General features: G+C 68.6%; 15 protein-coding genes. 7 read left to right on the top strand and 8 right to left on the bottom strand.

The features are described from left to right. Positions 1 to 261 precede the first annotated feature (261 nt). Complete coding sequence (locus MVF96_RS18715; RefSeq protein WP_058252393.1) at positions 262 to 1260, bottom strand: NAD-dependent epimerase/dehydratase family protein; 999 nt, start codon at positions 1258 to 1260, stop codon at positions 262 to 264. Positions 1261 to 1263: 3 nt separating this feature from the next. Beyond that, positions 1264 to 2316, bottom strand: coding sequence for a phosphotransferase family protein (locus MVF96_RS18710; RefSeq protein WP_416259069.1), 1053 nt, complete (start codon positions 2314 to 2316; stop codon positions 1264 to 1266). A 250-nt stretch (positions 2317 to 2566) separates the two neighbouring features. Here MVF96_RS18710 and MVF96_RS18705 point away from each other — a divergent pair, with 250 nt between their 5' ends. Continuing rightward, on the top strand, positions 2567 to 3430 hold the full coding sequence (locus MVF96_RS18705) for a mycofactocin-coupled SDR family oxidoreductase (protein WP_058252391.1): 864 nt from the start codon (positions 2567 to 2569) through the stop codon (positions 3428 to 3430). 3 nt (positions 3431 to 3433) lie between these two features. Here MVF96_RS18705 and MVF96_RS18700 read toward each other — a convergent pair whose 3' ends face one another. The 3 genes from MVF96_RS18700 to MVF96_RS18690 all read right to left on the bottom strand — a co-directional run bounded on the left by MVF96_RS18700 (position 3434) and on the right by MVF96_RS18690 (position 6821). Beyond that, the gene (locus tag MVF96_RS18700) at positions 3434 to 4567 is read right to left on the bottom strand and encodes a TIGR03857 family LLM class F420-dependent oxidoreductase (RefSeq protein WP_058252390.1); all 1134 of its coding nucleotides are present in this window, start codon (positions 4565 to 4567) and stop codon (positions 3434 to 3436) included. Further along, positions 4564 to 6153: a fatty-acid--CoA ligase FadD1 gene (gene fadD1, locus MVF96_RS18695; RefSeq protein ID WP_058252389.1), complete on the bottom strand. Its 1590-nt coding sequence runs from the start codon at positions 6151 to 6153 to the stop codon at positions 4564 to 4566. The genes MVF96_RS18700 and fadD1 overlap by 4 nt, the downstream gene beginning before the upstream one ends. Before the next feature lie 206 nt (positions 6154 to 6359). Further along, positions 6360 to 6821 carry a hypothetical protein gene (locus MVF96_RS18690; RefSeq protein ID WP_058252388.1) on the bottom strand — a complete coding sequence of 154 codons (462 nt, stop codon included), beginning with the start codon at positions 6819 to 6821 and terminating at the stop codon, positions 6360 to 6362. Positions 6822 to 6924: 103 nt separating this feature from the next. On the opposite strand from MVF96_RS18690, the gene MVF96_RS18685 reads away from it, so the two are divergent. From MVF96_RS18685 to MVF96_RS18665, 5 genes are all read left to right on the top strand, one after another. Continuing rightward, a complete protein-coding gene (locus tag MVF96_RS18685; protein ID WP_058252387.1) occupies positions 6925 to 7836 on the top strand; it encodes a PaaI family thioesterase in 912 nt (303 codons plus the stop codon). Between the two features lie 361 nt (positions 7837 to 8197). Then, a complete protein-coding gene (locus tag MVF96_RS18680; protein ID WP_247450026.1) occupies positions 8198 to 8998 on the top strand; it encodes a TIGR03084 family metal-binding protein in 801 nt (266 codons plus the stop codon). A 110-nt stretch (positions 8999 to 9108) separates the two neighbouring features. Beyond that, on the top strand, positions 9109 to 10269 hold the full coding sequence (locus MVF96_RS18675; RefSeq protein WP_205333706.1) for an acyl-CoA dehydrogenase family protein: 1161 nt from the start codon (positions 9109 to 9111) through the stop codon (positions 10267 to 10269). Positions 10270 to 10329: 60 nt separating this feature from the next. Then, positions 10330 to 11502 (top strand): acyl-CoA dehydrogenase family protein, encoded by a 1173-nt coding sequence (locus tag MVF96_RS18670; protein ID WP_010840516.1) that lies wholly within the window; start codon positions 10330 to 10332, stop codon positions 11500 to 11502. 8 nt (positions 11503 to 11510) lie between these two features. Then, positions 11511 to 12164 carry a TetR/AcrR family transcriptional regulator gene (locus tag MVF96_RS18665; RefSeq protein WP_247450025.1) on the top strand — a complete coding sequence of 218 codons (654 nt, stop codon included), beginning with the start codon at positions 11511 to 11513 and terminating at the stop codon, positions 12162 to 12164. On the opposite strand, the gene MVF96_RS18660 is transcribed toward MVF96_RS18665, so the two are convergent. The 3 genes from MVF96_RS18660 to MVF96_RS18650 form a co-directional block, all read right to left on the bottom strand. Further along, positions 12161 to 12799 (bottom strand): Pr6Pr family membrane protein, encoded by a 639-nt coding sequence (locus MVF96_RS18660; protein WP_137810361.1) that lies wholly within the window; start codon positions 12797 to 12799, stop codon positions 12161 to 12163. The genes MVF96_RS18665 and MVF96_RS18660 overlap by 4 nt on opposite strands. Before the next feature lie 109 nt (positions 12800 to 12908). Further along, positions 12909 to 14027, bottom strand: coding sequence for an NDMA-dependent alcohol dehydrogenase (locus tag MVF96_RS18655; protein ID WP_058252381.1), 1119 nt, complete (start codon positions 14025 to 14027; stop codon positions 12909 to 12911). Between the two features lie 40 nt (positions 14028 to 14067). Beyond that, entirely contained in the window at positions 14068 to 15570 is a 1503-nt protein-coding gene (locus MVF96_RS18650; RefSeq protein WP_065629673.1) for an aldehyde dehydrogenase family protein, read from the bottom strand. A 209-nt stretch (positions 15571 to 15779) separates the two neighbouring features. Here MVF96_RS18650 and MVF96_RS18645 point away from each other — a divergent pair, with 209 nt between their 5' ends. Then, a complete protein-coding gene (locus MVF96_RS18645; protein ID WP_247450024.1) occupies positions 15780 to 16898 on the top strand; it encodes an HPP family protein in 1119 nt (372 codons plus the stop codon). Positions 16899 to 16903: the final 5 nt, after the last annotated feature.

The following is a 16903-nucleotide window of genomic DNA, read 5'->3' as shown; positions in this document are numbered from 1 at the left end:
GCGGAGGGCCACCCCTCTGCTCCCTGAGGTGCGAGCGAAGCGAGCCACGAAGGGCTCGCAAGGTGCCCCACCAGGCCCTTCGTGGCTCGTCGCTATCGCTCCTCGCACCTCAGAGACCAGTGCTTTTGCGGTTCTTGGGGATTGGGGAGCAGGGCGGGTTGACTCGCCCGCTGACCGAGCTCGTCGAGGTCACCAAGTGGCTTCGACTCGGCGCCTCGCTTCGCTCGGTGCCGGCTCAACCAGCGAGGTGGTGGTGTCGGCTCAACCAGCGCGGCGGGCGGCGCGTCGTTCGAGCCAGAAGCGGGCACCGTCGGCGATGGCCTCGGTCACCGGACGTGGATGCCATCCGAGGTCGCGTTCGGCCTTGCCGTGGTCCATCTCGGACATGAAGTGCATCAACCGGACCGAGGGGATCGTCAACTGCACCGGCTTGCGCGTCAGCGCCCCACGGGCGGAACCCACCGCCCCGAAGGTGTACAGCGCAGCGCGGTTGAGAACGACGCGCGGGGGCTGACGATCCGCGGTCGCGGCGGCGATGGCCACGATCTCACCGGTGTCGATGGACCGCTCGGAGACGATGTAGCGTTCGCCGACCTCGCCGCGGTCCGCCGCGAGGAGCAGCGCCTGCGCGGCGTCGTCGATGCCGACCGACTCGGCGCGACAGCCGCGGACGGTGAACGGTAACTTGCCCAGCGCCGCACCGGCAACGAATGCGCCGTGGGGAGTTGGTTGCCAGTCGCCGGGTCCGTAGGTGTTGGCGACGCACATCGCGACGGCGGGTACCGCGTCGTCCTGCGCTCGACGCAGCACCAGGTCCTCGGCGGCCACGCGACTGCGCACATAGGCGGGAGCCCGCGCGGCCCAGTTGAACACATCGTCCTCCGTCGCCCGACGGCTGTTCACCCGCCCGATGGTCGCCGCGGTGCTGGTGAACACGAACTTCCGCAGTGGCATCCGGGCTGCGACGTCCAGCACCGAACGCAGGGCCTCGACGTTCGTCCGGTACAGCGGTGCCGGATCGCGCAACCACGCGCGCGTGTCGACCGCGCAGTGGAACACCACGTCGCAACCGGTCATCGCCCGCGCGACGGCGTCGGCGTCGAAGAGTTCGCCCGTCACGTGATCGACGCCGAGACCGGCCAGGGTCCGGAGGTCACTCGTGGGCCGGGTGAACACCCGCACCTCCACGCCCGCGTCCACGAGCTGCCGAACGAGATGAGAACCGAGAAACCCGTTGCCCCCGATAACCAGTGACGGCACGGTTCACAACCCTCCGGGTGCGAGATCGTCGATCGCGGCTGCGCTGCGGGACAGCATCGCATCGAACATCGCATTGCCGCGCTCGGTGGGTTGTGCAGCAGCGGAGCCGAACACGATGATCAGCGGCGCCTGGATCAGGTTGCCGACGTAGTCGTCCCAGCAGTCGTCGAGCGTGTAGTCGCCGACGCCCGCGGTGACCAGCGCCCGATGATACGAGGCGACGATGCCGCGCTCGTGCCGGCGCCGGTCGGCGGTGGTCAGACTGGTACTCAGCAGGAAGGCGATGTCGCGCAGCGGGTTACCGGTGGTGATCGTCTGCCAGTCGATCACCGTGACCTCACCGGACGGGCCGAACAGGACGTTGTCGACCCGGAGATCGCCGTGGATCAGGGTGGCATTGTCCAGCGGGGCGACCAGCCAGTGGCCGGCCTCACGGACGAGCCAATCGACCGCTGCCGATGACGGACCGATAGGGGAGAAGCGCTCGCGATAGACCTCGGCCATCGGCGCGAGGATCGACTCCATCACTTCCCGGTCGGCGTCGGTGGGCAACGGCATCTCGGCCAGCAGGGTCGGATCGTTCCACCGGGGAGCGTGCAGACCGGCAGTCGCCACGGCTACCGCCTCGGCCTGCGCGGGTGTGCAGCCGGCGATCTGATCGCCCTGCACGGCCGCGCCCATGTCCTCCAGCAGGAGTACGAACTCGGTGCCGCGGTCGGAGATGGTCGCGGCGAAGCAGTCTGGCATCGGCACCGTGAACGACCCGGCGAGGTCGCGGTAGAAGCGCACCTCGTTGCGGAACACCCCCGATCCGAACTCGCGCTGGTCCGGTGAGCCGGTCGCGAGCTTCGCGATCATGGTGTCGGGCAACGTCGCTGGGCTGTCGTGCGCGAGGTGGAGGCGATAGGAACCCGCCATCTGCCCGGTTCCCACCGGTTCGGCACCGACCGACTCTACGCTGACGTCGTGACCGTGAGAGCGGAGGAATGAGGTCAACCACGTCGGGGTGAGTTCGTCTATGCAAGTCGGGATTCCGACGGTGTCCGGCACGGGCACGCCCTTTCGATCGAGCTGCGCGGGCCGGGCCGATGTGACCGGGCTCACCCAGGCTGCTGATCGGACACTACCGAGGAATTGGACTGGTGTCCAGGGAACCGGCGCGGCGGTGTGCAGCGGTGCGGGTCCGGCCGCGCAGGGCGACCTCGCGATCAGCAAATCCATTCCGCCACACGAAGGATGGCCGTCGGCTAGGCTGCGCGGACATACGGCGACCCGATTCGCGGTCGCCGGGACGAGGAGAGCGCGAGTGAGTACCAGACTCGACGGGAAGGTCGCACTCGTGACGGGCGCGGCACGGGGCCAGGGACGCAGCCACGCCGTGCGGATGGCCGAGCAGGGTGCCGACATCATCGCCGTCGACATCTGCGATCAGATCACGACGGTCAATTACGCGATGAGTACCCCGGACGACCTGCAGCAGACCGCGAAGATGGTCGACGCGACGGACAGTCGGGTGATCGCGAAGATCGCCGACGTCCGCAGCCGGGACGCCCTGCAGGCCGCGATCGACGACGCGGTGGCGCAGTTCGGCAGACTCGACATCGTCGTGGCCAACGCCGGTATCAGCCCGCTCGGGCCCGAGAGTCCCTCGGTCACCTGGCTGAACACGGTGTCGGTGAATCTCGGTGGGGTGATCAACACCCTCGAGTTGTCTCTGCCGCACCTCGAAGCGGGTGCATCGATCGTCTGCATCGGTTCGATGGCCGCGTTCATGCCGTCGTTCGAGTCCGCGCAGGCCGGGCCGGGTGCAGGCGGTTACGGCCACTCGAAACGAGCGGTGGCGCGACTCGTCAACGACCTCGCCCGGCACCTGGCGCCGAAAGGTATTCGCGTCAACGCGATTCATCCCGGCAACGTCGACACCGCGATGGTGCATCACGACGAACTCTACCGGCTGTTCCGACCCGATCTCGAGAAGCCGGTCTACGACGACGTCAAGGACGTCTTCGCGTCGTTGCACGCGATGCCGGTGGACCTGCTCGCGCCGGAGGATGTCACCGAGGCGGTCCTCTACCTGGTGTCCGATGCTGCCCGGTACGTGACCGGTCAACAGCTCCGGGTCGAGGCGGGCGCGTTGCTGAACTCGGTGCCACCCGGCGTGCCCGACTGACGGTCACTGAACCGGTGGTCCCGCAACCGAACCCGGGTTCACTGGCAGAGCCGGCAAGGCGGGTCGTATCGACCGGTACGCCGTCAGCACCGACAACAGTTCCGACGGCGCGGCGCCGTGCATGATGACCGAGTCGACTCCCAGGTCGAACTGGCGCGCCACGGCGGCCGCGCACTGTTCGGCACTGCCGACCGCGCTGTCGGCGACCCACGACGCCGGGATGACCTCGGCGAGCCGGGCCAGTTCGTCGGCCGTGGCGGTGGCGTCGATGGGTCCGCGGGCGCCGGCGAAAGCCGGACTGTCTCTGATTCGTTCGAGATCATCCCCACGCCATCCGTTGGCACGCATCAGGACGTCCGGATACCCCTGGAGATAGGTCGCGAGCCGGCCGTACAGACGTCGCAACCGGTCGTCATCATCGAGATGGTCGGGCACGGTGGCCAGTACCGACCAGATGCGCACCGAAGCGGGGTCCCGACCGGCCTCGGCGGCCGCCGCCCGGACGGTCTCGACCGCGGCGATGGTGGCCTCGTCGGAGAAGAACGTGTGCAGGACGACACCGTCGGCGATGCGCCCGGCAAGACGTAAGGTGTTGGGCGACATCGTCACGAGCAGGATGGGGACCGGTGGAACCGCGACACCGAGGTTGAGGTAGTCGTAGGTGCCGAGCGGGCCGTCGTGGCCCAGGATCATCTCGCCGCGCCAAAGGGTGCGCAACACCGAGGCGGCGTCGGTGAGCTGGGCGCTCGTGACATCGGGAACCCCGAGAACCTGCCACTGTGCGGCGAATCCACGACCGAGGCCGAGCGCGAAGCGACCATCCGTCATGGTCGACAACGTGGCGGCCATGGACGCGGTGATGATGGGGTGACGGGTGTTGTGGTTGGTCGCGGCCGTGGCGACGCCCATCCGGCGACTCGCCGCCGCGAGACCGCCCGCGAGTACGGCCGCGTCCTTCACGTTGAACCGCTCGGAGACGAAGGCGGCACCGAAGCCCGCGCGGTCGGCGAGCCCCGCTTCGTCGGCGAGTTCGGCGGGATCGACCGGATGGCGCGAGAGTGCGTAGTAGCCGATCTCCGGAAGCGTTTGCTGAGGGACGGATTCCGGTGTCGGTATGGTGGCCGCGGTCGAGGTCATGCCTGTGCGGCGACGGCTTGTCGATACACGCGGGACCGCGGCTCGCGCACCCAGAGTGTGCCCGTGCCGGGGACGGCTCCCTCGGATTTCAGGGTGCGCTTGAGGATCTTGTTCGTTGCGGTCGTGGGCAGGTCGTCCTCGATCCGGACATACGTCGGCCACGCTTTCGGCGACAGGTCGGCCTGTGCGGCAAGCTGTTCGGCGAAGGACTCCGGGGTCAGCTCGACGCCGTCCTGCAGGACAACGGCGGCCATCACCGCATCGCCGACGTGGTCGTCCGGAACGGCATACACGGCAACGCGATTGATCTCGGGAACGCGCAACAGCACCCGTTCGATCGGTCCGGCGGCGAGGTTCTCGCCGTCGACGCGCATCCAGTCGCCGGTCCGGCCGGCGAGGTAGATCCAGTCGTCGGCGTCCTTGTACGCGAGGTCGCCCGACCAGTACATCCCGTGGCGGAGACGCTCGCTGGTGGCGTCGGAATCGTTGTAGTAGCCCATGAACATCCCGCCGCCCTCGATGTTCACCAGCTCGCCGATCGCGTCGTCGGCATTGATAAGCGCTCCGCTGGAGTCGAATTCGGCACGCGGGCATTCGGTCAGCGTCGACGAGTTGTACACGGCGACGTTCGGGAAACCCTTGCCGATCGAACCGTGCGGCGTGCCGGGCTCACGGGTGATGATGATCGCCAGCTCGGTGGAACCGAAGCCGTCCCAGACGGTGCAACCGAACCGGCGCGAGAAATCGTCGATGTCGCGGTCGGTGGCCTCGTTGCCGAACGCCACCCGGAGCGGATTGTCGGCGTCGTCGGGCCTCTCCTCGGTGGCCAGGATGTAGGCGAGCGGTTTGCCCACGTAGTTCATGTACGTCGCGTTGTAGCGGCGGATGTCGGCCAGGAAGGTCGAGGCGGAGAACTTGGCGGGCGCGATCGCGGCACCGCCGCACAGTGCGACGCAGTAACCCCCCATGAGCGCGGCACTGTGGAACAGGGGCATCGACAGGTAGCAGACGTCGCCGGGGCCGATGTCGTATTTGTCGGCGAGCACCGGACCCGCGAACGGCATCATCATGTGCGCGAACTGGACCGGCTTGGGGTTTCCACTGGTCCCCGAGGTGAAGATCAGCATGAACGTGTCCATCGCCCCGGGTACCGAATGCGGGGTCAACTCCGCGGCGCCGGAGAGCATCTCGGCCCACTGCGGAGTAGAGGTGTCCAGCACCGTCACGCCCGGTAGCTCCAAGCCATCGAGGAGAGGGCGGTGCTCGGCGTCGGTGAGCAGGATCTGACAGTCCGCGCGCACGATGTCGGCCGCCAGACCCTCACCGCGGCGAGTGTTGTTGATCCCCGCCGTCACGTAACCGCCCAGCGCGCCGGCGGCCAGGGCGATCAGCATGTCCGGCGTGTTCCCGAGCAGCACACCCACATGCAGCGGGCGCTCGGTGTCGGCGATGCCGAGAATCGCCGACGCGGCGCGTTCGGCGTCGCGAATGTACTCGCGCCACGTCCATTGCCGACCCTCGTAGGTGATCGCGAGGTTGTCGTCGTCGGCGCGTGCCTGCAGGAGCTGGGTGACTGTCTCGGCCATGCGGCAAATCTAGAACGTGTTCACCGCACGTGTATACAGATTTGCGAGATTGTCTACTGGCGTGCCTGAGGGCGTGGGCTGGGCAACCGGCAGACCTCAACACGACCGGCAGACTTCGATCGAGGTCTGCCGGTCGAGTTGAGGTCTGCCGGTCCGTCGTGGACCTCCCGCGCCTCAGCGAAGAGTGGGTTGTGGTCGGCTCGGCGTCAGCGCGTGAACGATCCGCTGCCCGGGACGACCGTGAAGGTCTGGTCGCCCTGGCCGAGGATCGTCGTGGTGAACTCGACCGATCCCGCTCCGGTCGCAACGGCGACCCCGTCGGACGGACGTCCGTCCGCACATGCGGCGAAGACCTCGTCGCCGGACGCCCCGGTGGAGGTGTTCTTCCAGGTGATCCCGACGCGCGCATCCTTCAGGTTGGTGGCGCAGGACTCGGTGGGCGTCGTGTTGAGCGTGATCAGCGTGACCCCGGGTTCGGTGGCCGAGGCGAGGATGCCCGCCACGAAACCGCCCGTGATGCCGCTGGCGCCGACGGTGACGCCGGCGTTGGGGACCTGCTCCACGCTGAGGGGTCGTTCCGCGGGTGCGGCGGAGGCGGTGCCTGCTCCTACGCCGAACGCTCCCACTGCCGCAATCGCCCCGATCGTCGCCACAGTTGTGCGTCGCATCTGTCTCTCCCGTCACTCTGGACACGTACGCACCCACACTACGGGAGTGAGATTGGACTCTCCACTGTGAGATCGGCGGTACATCGCTGATACAAGAGATTTCATGAGCCAGCCGCACGATCCCCTGTCCGCGTTCCACCTCGGCGGCATCTCGGTGTCGGAGTCGGGGGTGCGGGCCTCGCAGCGGCTGTGCCCGCGGTTCGCCGACCATCGGGGCGTGATCGAGCTGCCGGCGCTCGCCGTGCTGTTCGATCACTGCGGTGGTATCCCGTTCCATCGCATCCACGACGACCCCGCCGCGGCGACCCTCCAGGCACGCCTGACGATGTCCACGCACGGCCGCGCAGAAGTGGGCGACCTGGTCGCCGCACGGGCCGAGGTGGTCATGCACGACGACGCCTGGGGCTCGACGTCGGTCGAGATCCGCACCGGTACCGGGGACCTGTGCTGCGTCGGGACCGCGCGCAACGTCCGGGTCGGCCGTGCCCCGACCGGCGCCACCCCGTCCGCCGAGATCGGTCTCGCGACACCGCGATGCAGCGACGATGACGGGTCCGTCCTGCCCGAGCCCATACCCGCCGCGCTGTCCGGGCGGGCCGTGGTCGAGGAGATCGCGTCGAAGATGCGGGAACCCGGCCCGCTCACCGACATGCTCAACGGCCGCGTCGAGGTGATCGACGGCACCACCGACCGCGAGTCCGGCATCCGCTTTCGCAGCGCCACCGAACCGTGGATGGGCAACATGTTCGGCACCATGCACGGCGGCGTCATCGCCACCATCGCCGGCCAGGCGGCATCGTTCGCCGGGCATCTGCATGCCGGGGCCGGGCAGGAGTACTCGATCGGGGACATGGCGATCGGTTTCTACCGTTCACCTGCTGTCGACGGCAGTGAAGTGGTGGTCGAGGTGACGCCGATCAAACTCGGCCGCCGCATCTCGTCCTTCGAGGCGACGATGACCTCCTACGACGACATCCTGCTGAGCCGAGCCACGGTCGACATCCACTACCGCTGACCGCAGTTGGGTCGTCAGCCGGCCGAGCAGCGTCTATCGGGCGTGGCGAGGTTGCCGCGTCGGTCGAGGTCACCTCTTGTGCCCGGGTCGCCGAGTGGCTTCGACTCGGCGCCTCGCTCCGCTCGGTGCCGGCTCAACCAGCGGTGGGGCTCGGGTCGCCGAGTGGCTTCGACTCGGCGCCTCGCTCCGCTCGGTGCCGGCTCAACCAGCGGTGGGGGCAGGTCGCCGAGTGGCTTCGACTCGGCGCCTCGCTCCGCTCGGTGCCGGCTCAACCACCGGCGGTGAAGGCGCCGGGTCGTCCCTGCGGGAAAAACAATCAAGCGCGCTTGATTCTTCTGAGGCCGTGTGTGAGGGTGATCGCATGCCTGAGGGACAAGCAGCCGTGATCGGCGTCGTCGCCGACCTCGAAGCCGAAGCCGCGCAGCTCGACGCGCTCGTCGCGGGTCTCGACGATGCGGGCTGGGCCACCCCGACGCCGGCGCCGGGCTGGACGATCGCGCACCAGATCGCGCATCTGGCGTGGACCGACGAGGTGGCGGCGATCGCGGCCACCGACCCGGACCGGTTCGGCGCACTGCTCTCCGAGGCGGCGAGCAGCGTGGCGACCTACGTCGACGACGCCGCCGAAGCGGGTTCCGCCGCGCCGGCCGACGAGATCCTGGCCGGGTGGCGGGCGGCCCGCGACCGTCTCGCCGACGCGCTGCGCGAGGTGCCGGCCGGCGTCAAGATCCCGTGGTTCGGGCCACCGATGTCCGCGGCGTCGATGGCGACCGCGCGCCTGATGGAGACATGGGCACACGGCCTCGATGTCGCCGACGCCCTCGGTGTTCCCGTCGTGCCGACCGATCGGATCCGCAGCGTCGCCCACATCGGCGTCCGCACACGCGACTTCGCCTACATCGTCAACGGCCGCACCCCGCCGGCCGAGCCGTTCCACTACGCGCTCACCGCGCCGTCGGGCGAGATCTGGACCTGGGGCCCGGACGACGCGTCGAACAGCGTGCGCGGGCCGGCCCTCGACTTCTGCTTCCTGGTGACCCAGCGACGCGCACTCGCCGACCTCGCACTCGAGCTCATCGGACCCGACGCGGTCGAATGGTCGGGTATCGCACAGTGTTTCGCAGGCCCACCCGGGCCGGGTCGCGAACCGCGGGCGAGCTGAGACGCCCGTCGTCCTCACCGTCCGCCGCTGACGTCCACCGCCCCCCAGACGCCGCCGAATCGTCCGATCGCAGCAGCACGCAGTCGCACGCAGTCCGACAGGAGAACACGATGCCCATCGCCAGTCCGATCTGGGAGACACCCGAACGCCTCGAACTGCGTTCCACCGTGCGCCGATTCGTCGACAAACACATCCTCCCGTTCCAGGACGACTGGGAGCGCGAGGGTGCCATCCCCCGTGAACTGCACATCGAGGCGGCCAAACTGGGTCTGTTCGGGCTCGGGGTCCCCGAGGAGGTGGGTGGCTCCGGCGGTGATCTGATCGACAGCACGATCCTCGGCGAGGAACTCCACTACGCCGGCGCGGCCGGTGGCGTCTTCGCGTCGCTGTTCACCCACGGCATCGCCCTGCCGCACCTGATCGCCGCCGGCGACCCCGACCAGATCGACCGGTGGGTGCGGCCCACGCTCGCGGGCGAGAAGATCGGGAGCCTGGCGATCACCGAACCCGGCGGCGGAAGCGACGTCGGCCACCTGACGACGAAGGCCGAGCGCGACGGGGACCACTACGTCGTCAACGGTTCCAAGACCTACATCACCTCCGCGGTCCGCGCCGACTTCGTCGTCGTCGCCGTCCGCACCGGAGGACCGGGAGCCGCGGGCGTCTCACTGCTCGTCGTCGAAAAGGGCACACCCGGCTTCGAGGTCACGCGGAAGCTGGACAAGATGGGGTGGCGCAGTTCCGACACCGCGGAACTGTCCTTCGTCGATGCGCGGGTGCCGGTCACCAACCTGGTCGGGCCCGAGAACTCCGGATTCGCGCAGATAGCAACTGCTTTCGTCACCGAACGGTCCGGTCTGGCGGTGCAGGCGTACGCCAGTGCGCAACGCTGCCTCGATCTCACCCTGCAGTGGGCGCGCGACCGTGAGACCTTCGGCAAACCGATCATCGCCCGGCAGTCGGTGCAGGACACGCTGATCGAGATGGCGCGCCGCATCGACATCGCCCGCACCTACACGCGGGCCCTCGTCGAACGGAAGGTCAGCTCCACCGACGACCTCATCGCCGAGGTGTGCTTCGCCAAGAACACCGCGGTCGAGGCGGGGGAGTGGGTGGCCAACAAAGCCGTTCAGCTGCACGGCGGCCTCGGTTACATGACCGGCACCGAGGTCGAACGGCAATACCGCGACATGCGCATCATCGGGATCGGTGGCGGCACCACCGAGATCCTCAACGGACTGGCCGCCAAACGGCTCGGTTACCAGGCCTGACCGGCCGCCGAAACCGTCCGCCGCCGAACCACATCGAAGACCGAGACAGGGAGCATCGACATGACCGTGGACACCAATCCGTTCGTGGAGACCACCGAACGCGCCGAGCTGCGCGCGGCGGTCGCCGGACTCGCCGCGAAGTACGGACAGGAGTACTTCCGTGAGTGCGCGCGCACCGGCCGCAAGACCGACGAGTTGTGGGCCGAGGCGGGCAAGCTCGGCTTCATCGGGGTCAATCTCCCCGAGGAGTACGGCGGCGGCGGTGCCGGTATGTACGAGCTCGCCATCGTGATGGAGGAGATCGCCGCGTCGGGCACCGGACTGCTGATGCTCGTCGTCTCACCGGCCATCTGCGGCAACGTCATCGCGCGTTTCGGCACCGACGAGCAGAAGCAGCGGTGGCTGCCGGGTCTCGCCGACGGGTCGATCACGATGGCATTCGGTATCACCGAACCCGATGCCGGCTCCAATTCCCACCAGATCACCACCACGGCCCGTCGGGACGGCTCGGACTGGTTGCTCACCGGCCAGAAGGTCTACATCTCCGGCGTCGACCAGGCGCAGGCCGTGTTGATCGTCGCCCGCACCGAAGACGCGAAGACCGGCAACCTCAAGCCCGCGCTCTTCATCGTCCCCACCGACTCCGAGAACTTCTCGTACACGATGATCGACATGGAACTGCAGAACCCCGAGAAGCAGTTCCAGCTCTTCCTCGACGATGTGCGATTGCCCGCCGACGCGCTCGTCGGCTCCGAGGACGCTGCCCTGAGTCAACTGTTCGCCGGGCTCAATCCGGAACGCATCATGGCCGCGGCGTCGGCCGTCGGGATGGGCCGGTTCGCGCTCGACAAGGCGGTGTCGTACGTGAAGGAGCGCACGGTGTGGAAGACGCCGATCGGTGCGCACCAGGCGATCGCGCACCCGCTCGCCCAGGGCAAGGTCGAGCTCGAGATGGCCAAGCTGATGATGCAGAAGGCCGCGACCCTCTACGACGCCGGCGACGACTGGGGCGCCGCCGAGCCGGCCAACATGGCGAAGTACGCGGCCGCGGAGGCCTGTGTGAAGGTCGTCGACCAGGCCGTGCACTCCCTGGGCGGCAACGGTCTGACCACCGAGTACGGACTGGCGCCGATGCTGAGCCTCGCCCGGATCGCCCGCATCGCCCCGGTGAGCCGGGAGATGATCCTCAACTTCGTCGCGCAGACCAGCCTCGGGCTGCCGAAGTCCTACTGAGGCTCGCGGTGACCACGTCGTCGGCGAACACCCGCTCTCCGCAACAGGAACGCTCGCGGTTGACCCGCGAGCGCCTGTTGCGGTCCACGGTCGACGCGCTGGCCGCGGACGGCTGGGCCGCCGCGACCGTGGCCGCGGTCGCCGAACGTGCCGGCGTGTCCCGCGGTGCGGCGCAACATCACTTCCCGACGCGCGAAGCCCTCATCACCGCGGCACTCGAGCAGGTCTTCGAGGACATGACCCGCGCTGCCGTCGGGGATGCGCACGCATCGCCGGAGGCGGCCGACGAAGTGACCCCGGACCGGGTCATCCGCGCCGTCCAGCGGGCCGTCGACGTCTACACCGGCACCGAATTCAAGGCAGCACTCCAGGTCTGGGCCGCCGCCGCGTCCGACCCGGCGCTGCGGCGGCTCATCCTGCCACTCGAAGCGAAGTTCGCCCGCGCGGCCCATCAGCGGACGATGGCCGCGATGGGGGTGGCCCCGGACGACGAGACCGGTTACCGGCTGGTGCAGGCGACTCTGGACATGGCGCGCGGACTCGGCCTGGCGGACACGCTGTCCGATGACTCCGCCCGGCGTGCGCTGGTCGTCGACACCTGGTCGGCGCAGCTCGTCGCGGCGTTCGGGAGCGCGCCCGCGGACCCGCCGGACGCGGACTAACCGCGTTCGGCGGCGGGGTGTCCGGGTTCCGGCGCATCGGGTCGCCGACCGCGGGTGCCGACCCAGTAGACGCCGAACGACATGAAGGCCATGCCGACGAACACGACCATGAGCGAGATCGTCATCGACAGATAACCCTGCCCGCGCGGATCGATGAACGGGTAGGGATACCAGTCCGCGAACGGCCCGCGGATCAAGGTGTAGACGCCGTACACGAGCGGGATCGTCAGCCAGGACAGCCACGCCCGCTCGGGGAGTCGCCGGGCGCGCACCACGATCCAGTCCAGGAGCATCACCAGCGGGATGACGCGATGCAGCACGTCGTTCACCCAGGCGTAGGTGACATCGACGTCGATGCCCTGCAGCAGAAGCGCATAGACGATCCCGGTGATGACCATGCAGGTGGTCGCCGCCCCGCGGCACCACTCCCAGGCCGGGCTTGCCGGGGCCAGCAGTCCGCCGACGAGCAGGATGAGCGCGGCGAAGATATTGCTCAGCACCGTGAAGTAGCTGAAGAAGTTCGCGAGCGTGAAGCCGGCGTCGCCGTAGCGCAGCACCGCCTGATACACGAGCGCGGTGACGCCCAGGGCGGCAAAGGCGATGCGGAGCAGACGTATCCACCAGGTCACGGTCACATGTGTGATTCAAGCACCTCGTGCGGGCGCGGACCGGGAAGTCCGCCCGGCGACGTGGGTGGCCGGTTCGCCCGAGGGAGACGGCACCTCGGGCGAACCGACCGGGTATTCACTCCGCGTGGATGATGACCCCGCGGATGTTCTTGCCGTCCCGCAGATCCTGGTAGCCCTCGTTGACCTGGTCGAGGGTGTAGGTCTGCGTGACCAGTTCGTCGAGCTTGAGCTGCCCCGCGTCGTACAGGCGCAGCAGTTTGACGATGTCGTACTGCGGATTGGCCGAGCCGAACAGACTGCCCTTGATGGTTTTCTGGTTCAGGGTCAGATCGGTTCCGGAGACCTGCACGGTCAGCTTCGTCGGATCGGCAAGACCGGTGATGACGACCGTCCCGCCCTTGCCCACGACGGCGGTCGCGTTGGCCACGACCTCCGCGTCGACCGTGCCGACGAGGATGAGGGCCTGGTCGGCACCCTGCCCCCAGGTCAGTTCGTTGACCTTCTCCGCGGCCTCGGCGGCGTCGGCGAAGGCATGTGTTGCACCGAATTTGAGCGCCGTGTCGCGCTTGAGCGCGACCGGGTCGACCACCACGACGTATTTGGCCCCGGCCGACACCGCGCCCTGCACCGCGTTGATGCCCAGGCCGCCGATGCCGTAGATCACCACGGTGTCGCCGGCACGTACGCCGCCCGCGTACACCGAGGTGCCCCAGCCCGAGGGCACGCCGCAACCGACGAGCACTGCCTTGTCGAGCGGCAACCACTCGTCGACCTTGACGACCGAGTGCTGCGAGATCGTCGCGCGTTCGGCGAACGTGCCGAGCATGCACATGGCTCCGAAATCGTCACCGCCACCGTGGAATCGGAATGTGCCATCGGGCATCGATCCCTCGAGGATGGTGGCGCCCATGTCGCAGAGGTTCTGCCGGCCGGTGGAGCAGTAGCGGCAGGTGCCGCAGTTCGGGATGAAGCTGCAGACCACGTGGTCGCCGGGCTTGACCTTGGTGACGCCCGGGCCGACCGCCTCGATGATCCCCGAACCCTCGTGGCCGCCCACGATGGGATAGCGGGGCGGGAGGTCGCCGTCGGTCAGGTGAAGGTCGGAGTGGCACAGGCCGGCCGCGGTGTACTTGATCAGCACTTCGCCTTCGCGGGGCTCGTCGAGGTCGAGTTCGACGATCTCGAACGGCTTTCCGGGTCCGGTGAGGACAGCTGCCTTGGTGGTGAGAGACATGAAATCGTGCTCCTTGGGTGTACTCGAGGGCGGATGGGGGTCAGAGCGAGATGTTGACGGCCTTGGTCTGGGTGTAGAGCTCGATGGCCGACGAGCCGAGTTCGCGCCCCCATCCCGACTGCTTGTAACCGCCGAACGGCATGGCGGTGTCGAAGCCGTTGTACTGGTTCACCCAGACCGAGCCGGCCTTGATCTGTCGAGCTGTCCGGTGCGCCTTGGACAGATCCGTGGTCCAGATGCCTGCTGCGAGACCGTAGATGGAGTCGTTGGCCGCGGCCGCGACCCCGGTGTCGGCATCGAAGGGCATGGCGGCGACGACGGGACCGAAGATCTCCTCCTGCACGATAGAGAAACTCGGGTCGACGTCGACGAAGACGGTCGGTTCGATGAAGAATCCCTCGTCGCCCCAACGCTTTCCGCCCGTCAGCGCCCGTGCGCCGTCGGCGAGGCCCGCTGCCAGGTATCCCGAGACGCGATCGAACTGCTCTTGGCTGACCAGCGGTCCGAGTTCGGTCGACGGGTCGAGGCCGGGTCCGATCTTGGCCTGCGAGGCCGCCTCCGCGACGGCCGCGGTGAAGTCGTCGAAGATCGGCCGCTCGACGAAGAGACGTGTTCCGGCGACACAGCACTGTCCGTGGTTGAACATCCAGGCCGCGACCGACCCGGCGACCGCCTTCTCGAAGTCGGCGTCGGCGAAGACGATGTTGGGGCTCTTGCCGCCGAGTTCCAGCGACACCTTCTTGAGGTTGCCCTTCGCGGCGTCGACGATCTTCTTGCCGACCTCCGTCGAGCCGGTGAACGCGATCTTGTCGACGTCGTCGTGCGCGGCGAGCGCCGCGCCGGCCTCGCCGTAACCGGTGACGATGTTGACCACGCCCGGTGGGAAGCCGGCCTCTTGGAACACCTCGCCGAGGAGCAGGGCCGTCAGCGGGGTCTGTTCGGCCGGCTTGAGGATGACGGTGTTGCCGGCCGCCAATGCGGGGGCCAGCTTGAACGCGGCCATCAGGAGCGGGAAGTTCCACGGCACGATCAGGCCGCAGACTCCGACCGGCTCGCGCAGGGTGTACGCGTGGAACTCGCCGCCGGGCACGAACGGCATCGAGACGTCGACCGTCGACCCGGTGATCTTGGTGGCGAGGCCCGCGTTGTAGCGGAAGATGTCGGCCGACCAGTTGGTGTCGACCGCGGCGGCGATGGTGGCCGCCTTGCCGTTGTCGAGCGCCTCCAGCTGGCCGAACTCCTCGGCGCGTTCGGTGAGGATGTCGCCGACCCGCCAGAGCAGGCGTTCGCGTTCATTCGGCTTCATCCGGGTCCACGGGCCGTCGTCGAAGGCCTGGCGCGCGGCGCGGACCGCGCGATCGATGTCGGCCGCGTCGCCGTGGGCGACCGAGGTGAGCGGACGCGCCGTCGCGGGATCGATGGTCTCGAAGGTGCGGCCCGAGGCCGACCACACCCACTCGCCGCCGATCAGCATCGGACGGTCGGCGGAGATGAAATCGCGAACGCGCTCATGCAGGGCGGTGTCGGGAACGACGGCGGTCATGGGGCCTCCTGGTCGGCGTGGTGCCGGCGGTGATGTGGTCGGTGGAGTGATCTCGGTCATATTCGACCTGACTTATTTCTCTCACCGTTCCGACGTGTCGCCGTGTCCAGAAACTGAACACCTGGGCTGTACAGGGGTCGCGGCGACCGGCCGTCACCGCGTGGCTACCGTGAGACGCCGGACAAGTCAGGGACCTTCGGAGGAGCAGAGTGAACGTGCGCCCAGCGGGCAGGGTCGGCGCCGCCCTGCGTGGCCTCGGCCCGGTGACCGGGGGTATCTCGATCCGTGAGGCCCTCCGGGCGGGAGCAGGGGCCGGGGTGGCGCTCGGACTCGTCGGTCTGGTGCTCGCCGCGTCGGGGGTCGACCTGCGGCTCGGACTCTTCCTGATCGCGCCGTTCGGGGCGACCGCCGTGCTCGTCTTCGCCGCGCCGAACAGTCCGTTGGCGCAGCCGTGGCCCGCGACCGTCGGCAACGCGGTGTCGGCGGTCGTGGGGGTGGCGACCACCCTCACCATCGGCCAGCCCGCGCTCCGGGTGGCGCTCGCGGTCGGTCTGTCCGTGGCCCTGATGATCGGGTGCCACGCGGTCCATCCGCCTGCCGGCGCGGTGGCGATGACAGCCGCGCTCAGTCCGGAGACGATCCAGTCGCTGGGGTTCCGGTTCGTCCTCGCACCCGTCCTCGCGGGCACACTCCTGCTGGTGGTCCTCGCCGCCGGGTACGCCCGGTTGACCGGACGGCGTTATCCGTATCGCCGGTTCGACGCGGCGCCCCCGCCGGCGGCGCGGCTGGGTCTGGACGAGGACGAACTGACCGGCATCCTCGACCGGTACGAGCAGTCGCTCAACCTCGGTGTCGCCGACCTCGCGCGACTGATCGGGGCCGCCGAACTGCAGGCTGCCGGTCATCGCGCGGGCCCGCTCGCCGCGACGGACGTGATGTCCCGAGACCTGGTGACCGTGAACCCCGAGACGCCGCTGCGAGACGTCGCCGTCCTCTTCGACGAGTACGGCTTCACCTCGCTGCCGGTGACCGCAAACGACGGCATGTTCGTCGGTGTGGTGTTCCAGATCCATCTCGTGCGGCGGTTGATGCGTTCGAACGACGTCGAGTTGTGCGCCGCGGACGTGATGTCGGCGGAACCGGCCGTCGCGACCCCGGGCACGCCGGTCGGGGCGCTGTTGCCGCTGCTCGCCGAGAGCGGATGCGACGCGGTCCCGGTGTTGGAGGGGCACACCCTGGTCGGCATCGTGACCCGGACCGACCTCATCGCGGCGCTCGCACGGCAGACGCTGCGGGACCCGGTGCCCCGCACCGCGGTGCCGGAGTAACCGCG

The sequence above is a fragment of the Gordonia hongkongensis genome (genome assembly GCF_023078355.1).
GTDB lineage: Bacteria > Actinomycetota > Actinomycetes > Mycobacteriales > Mycobacteriaceae > Gordonia > Gordonia hongkongensis.
Note: the sequence above shows the minus strand (reverse complement) of the source record. Positions and strands in the feature narration are given on the sequence as shown.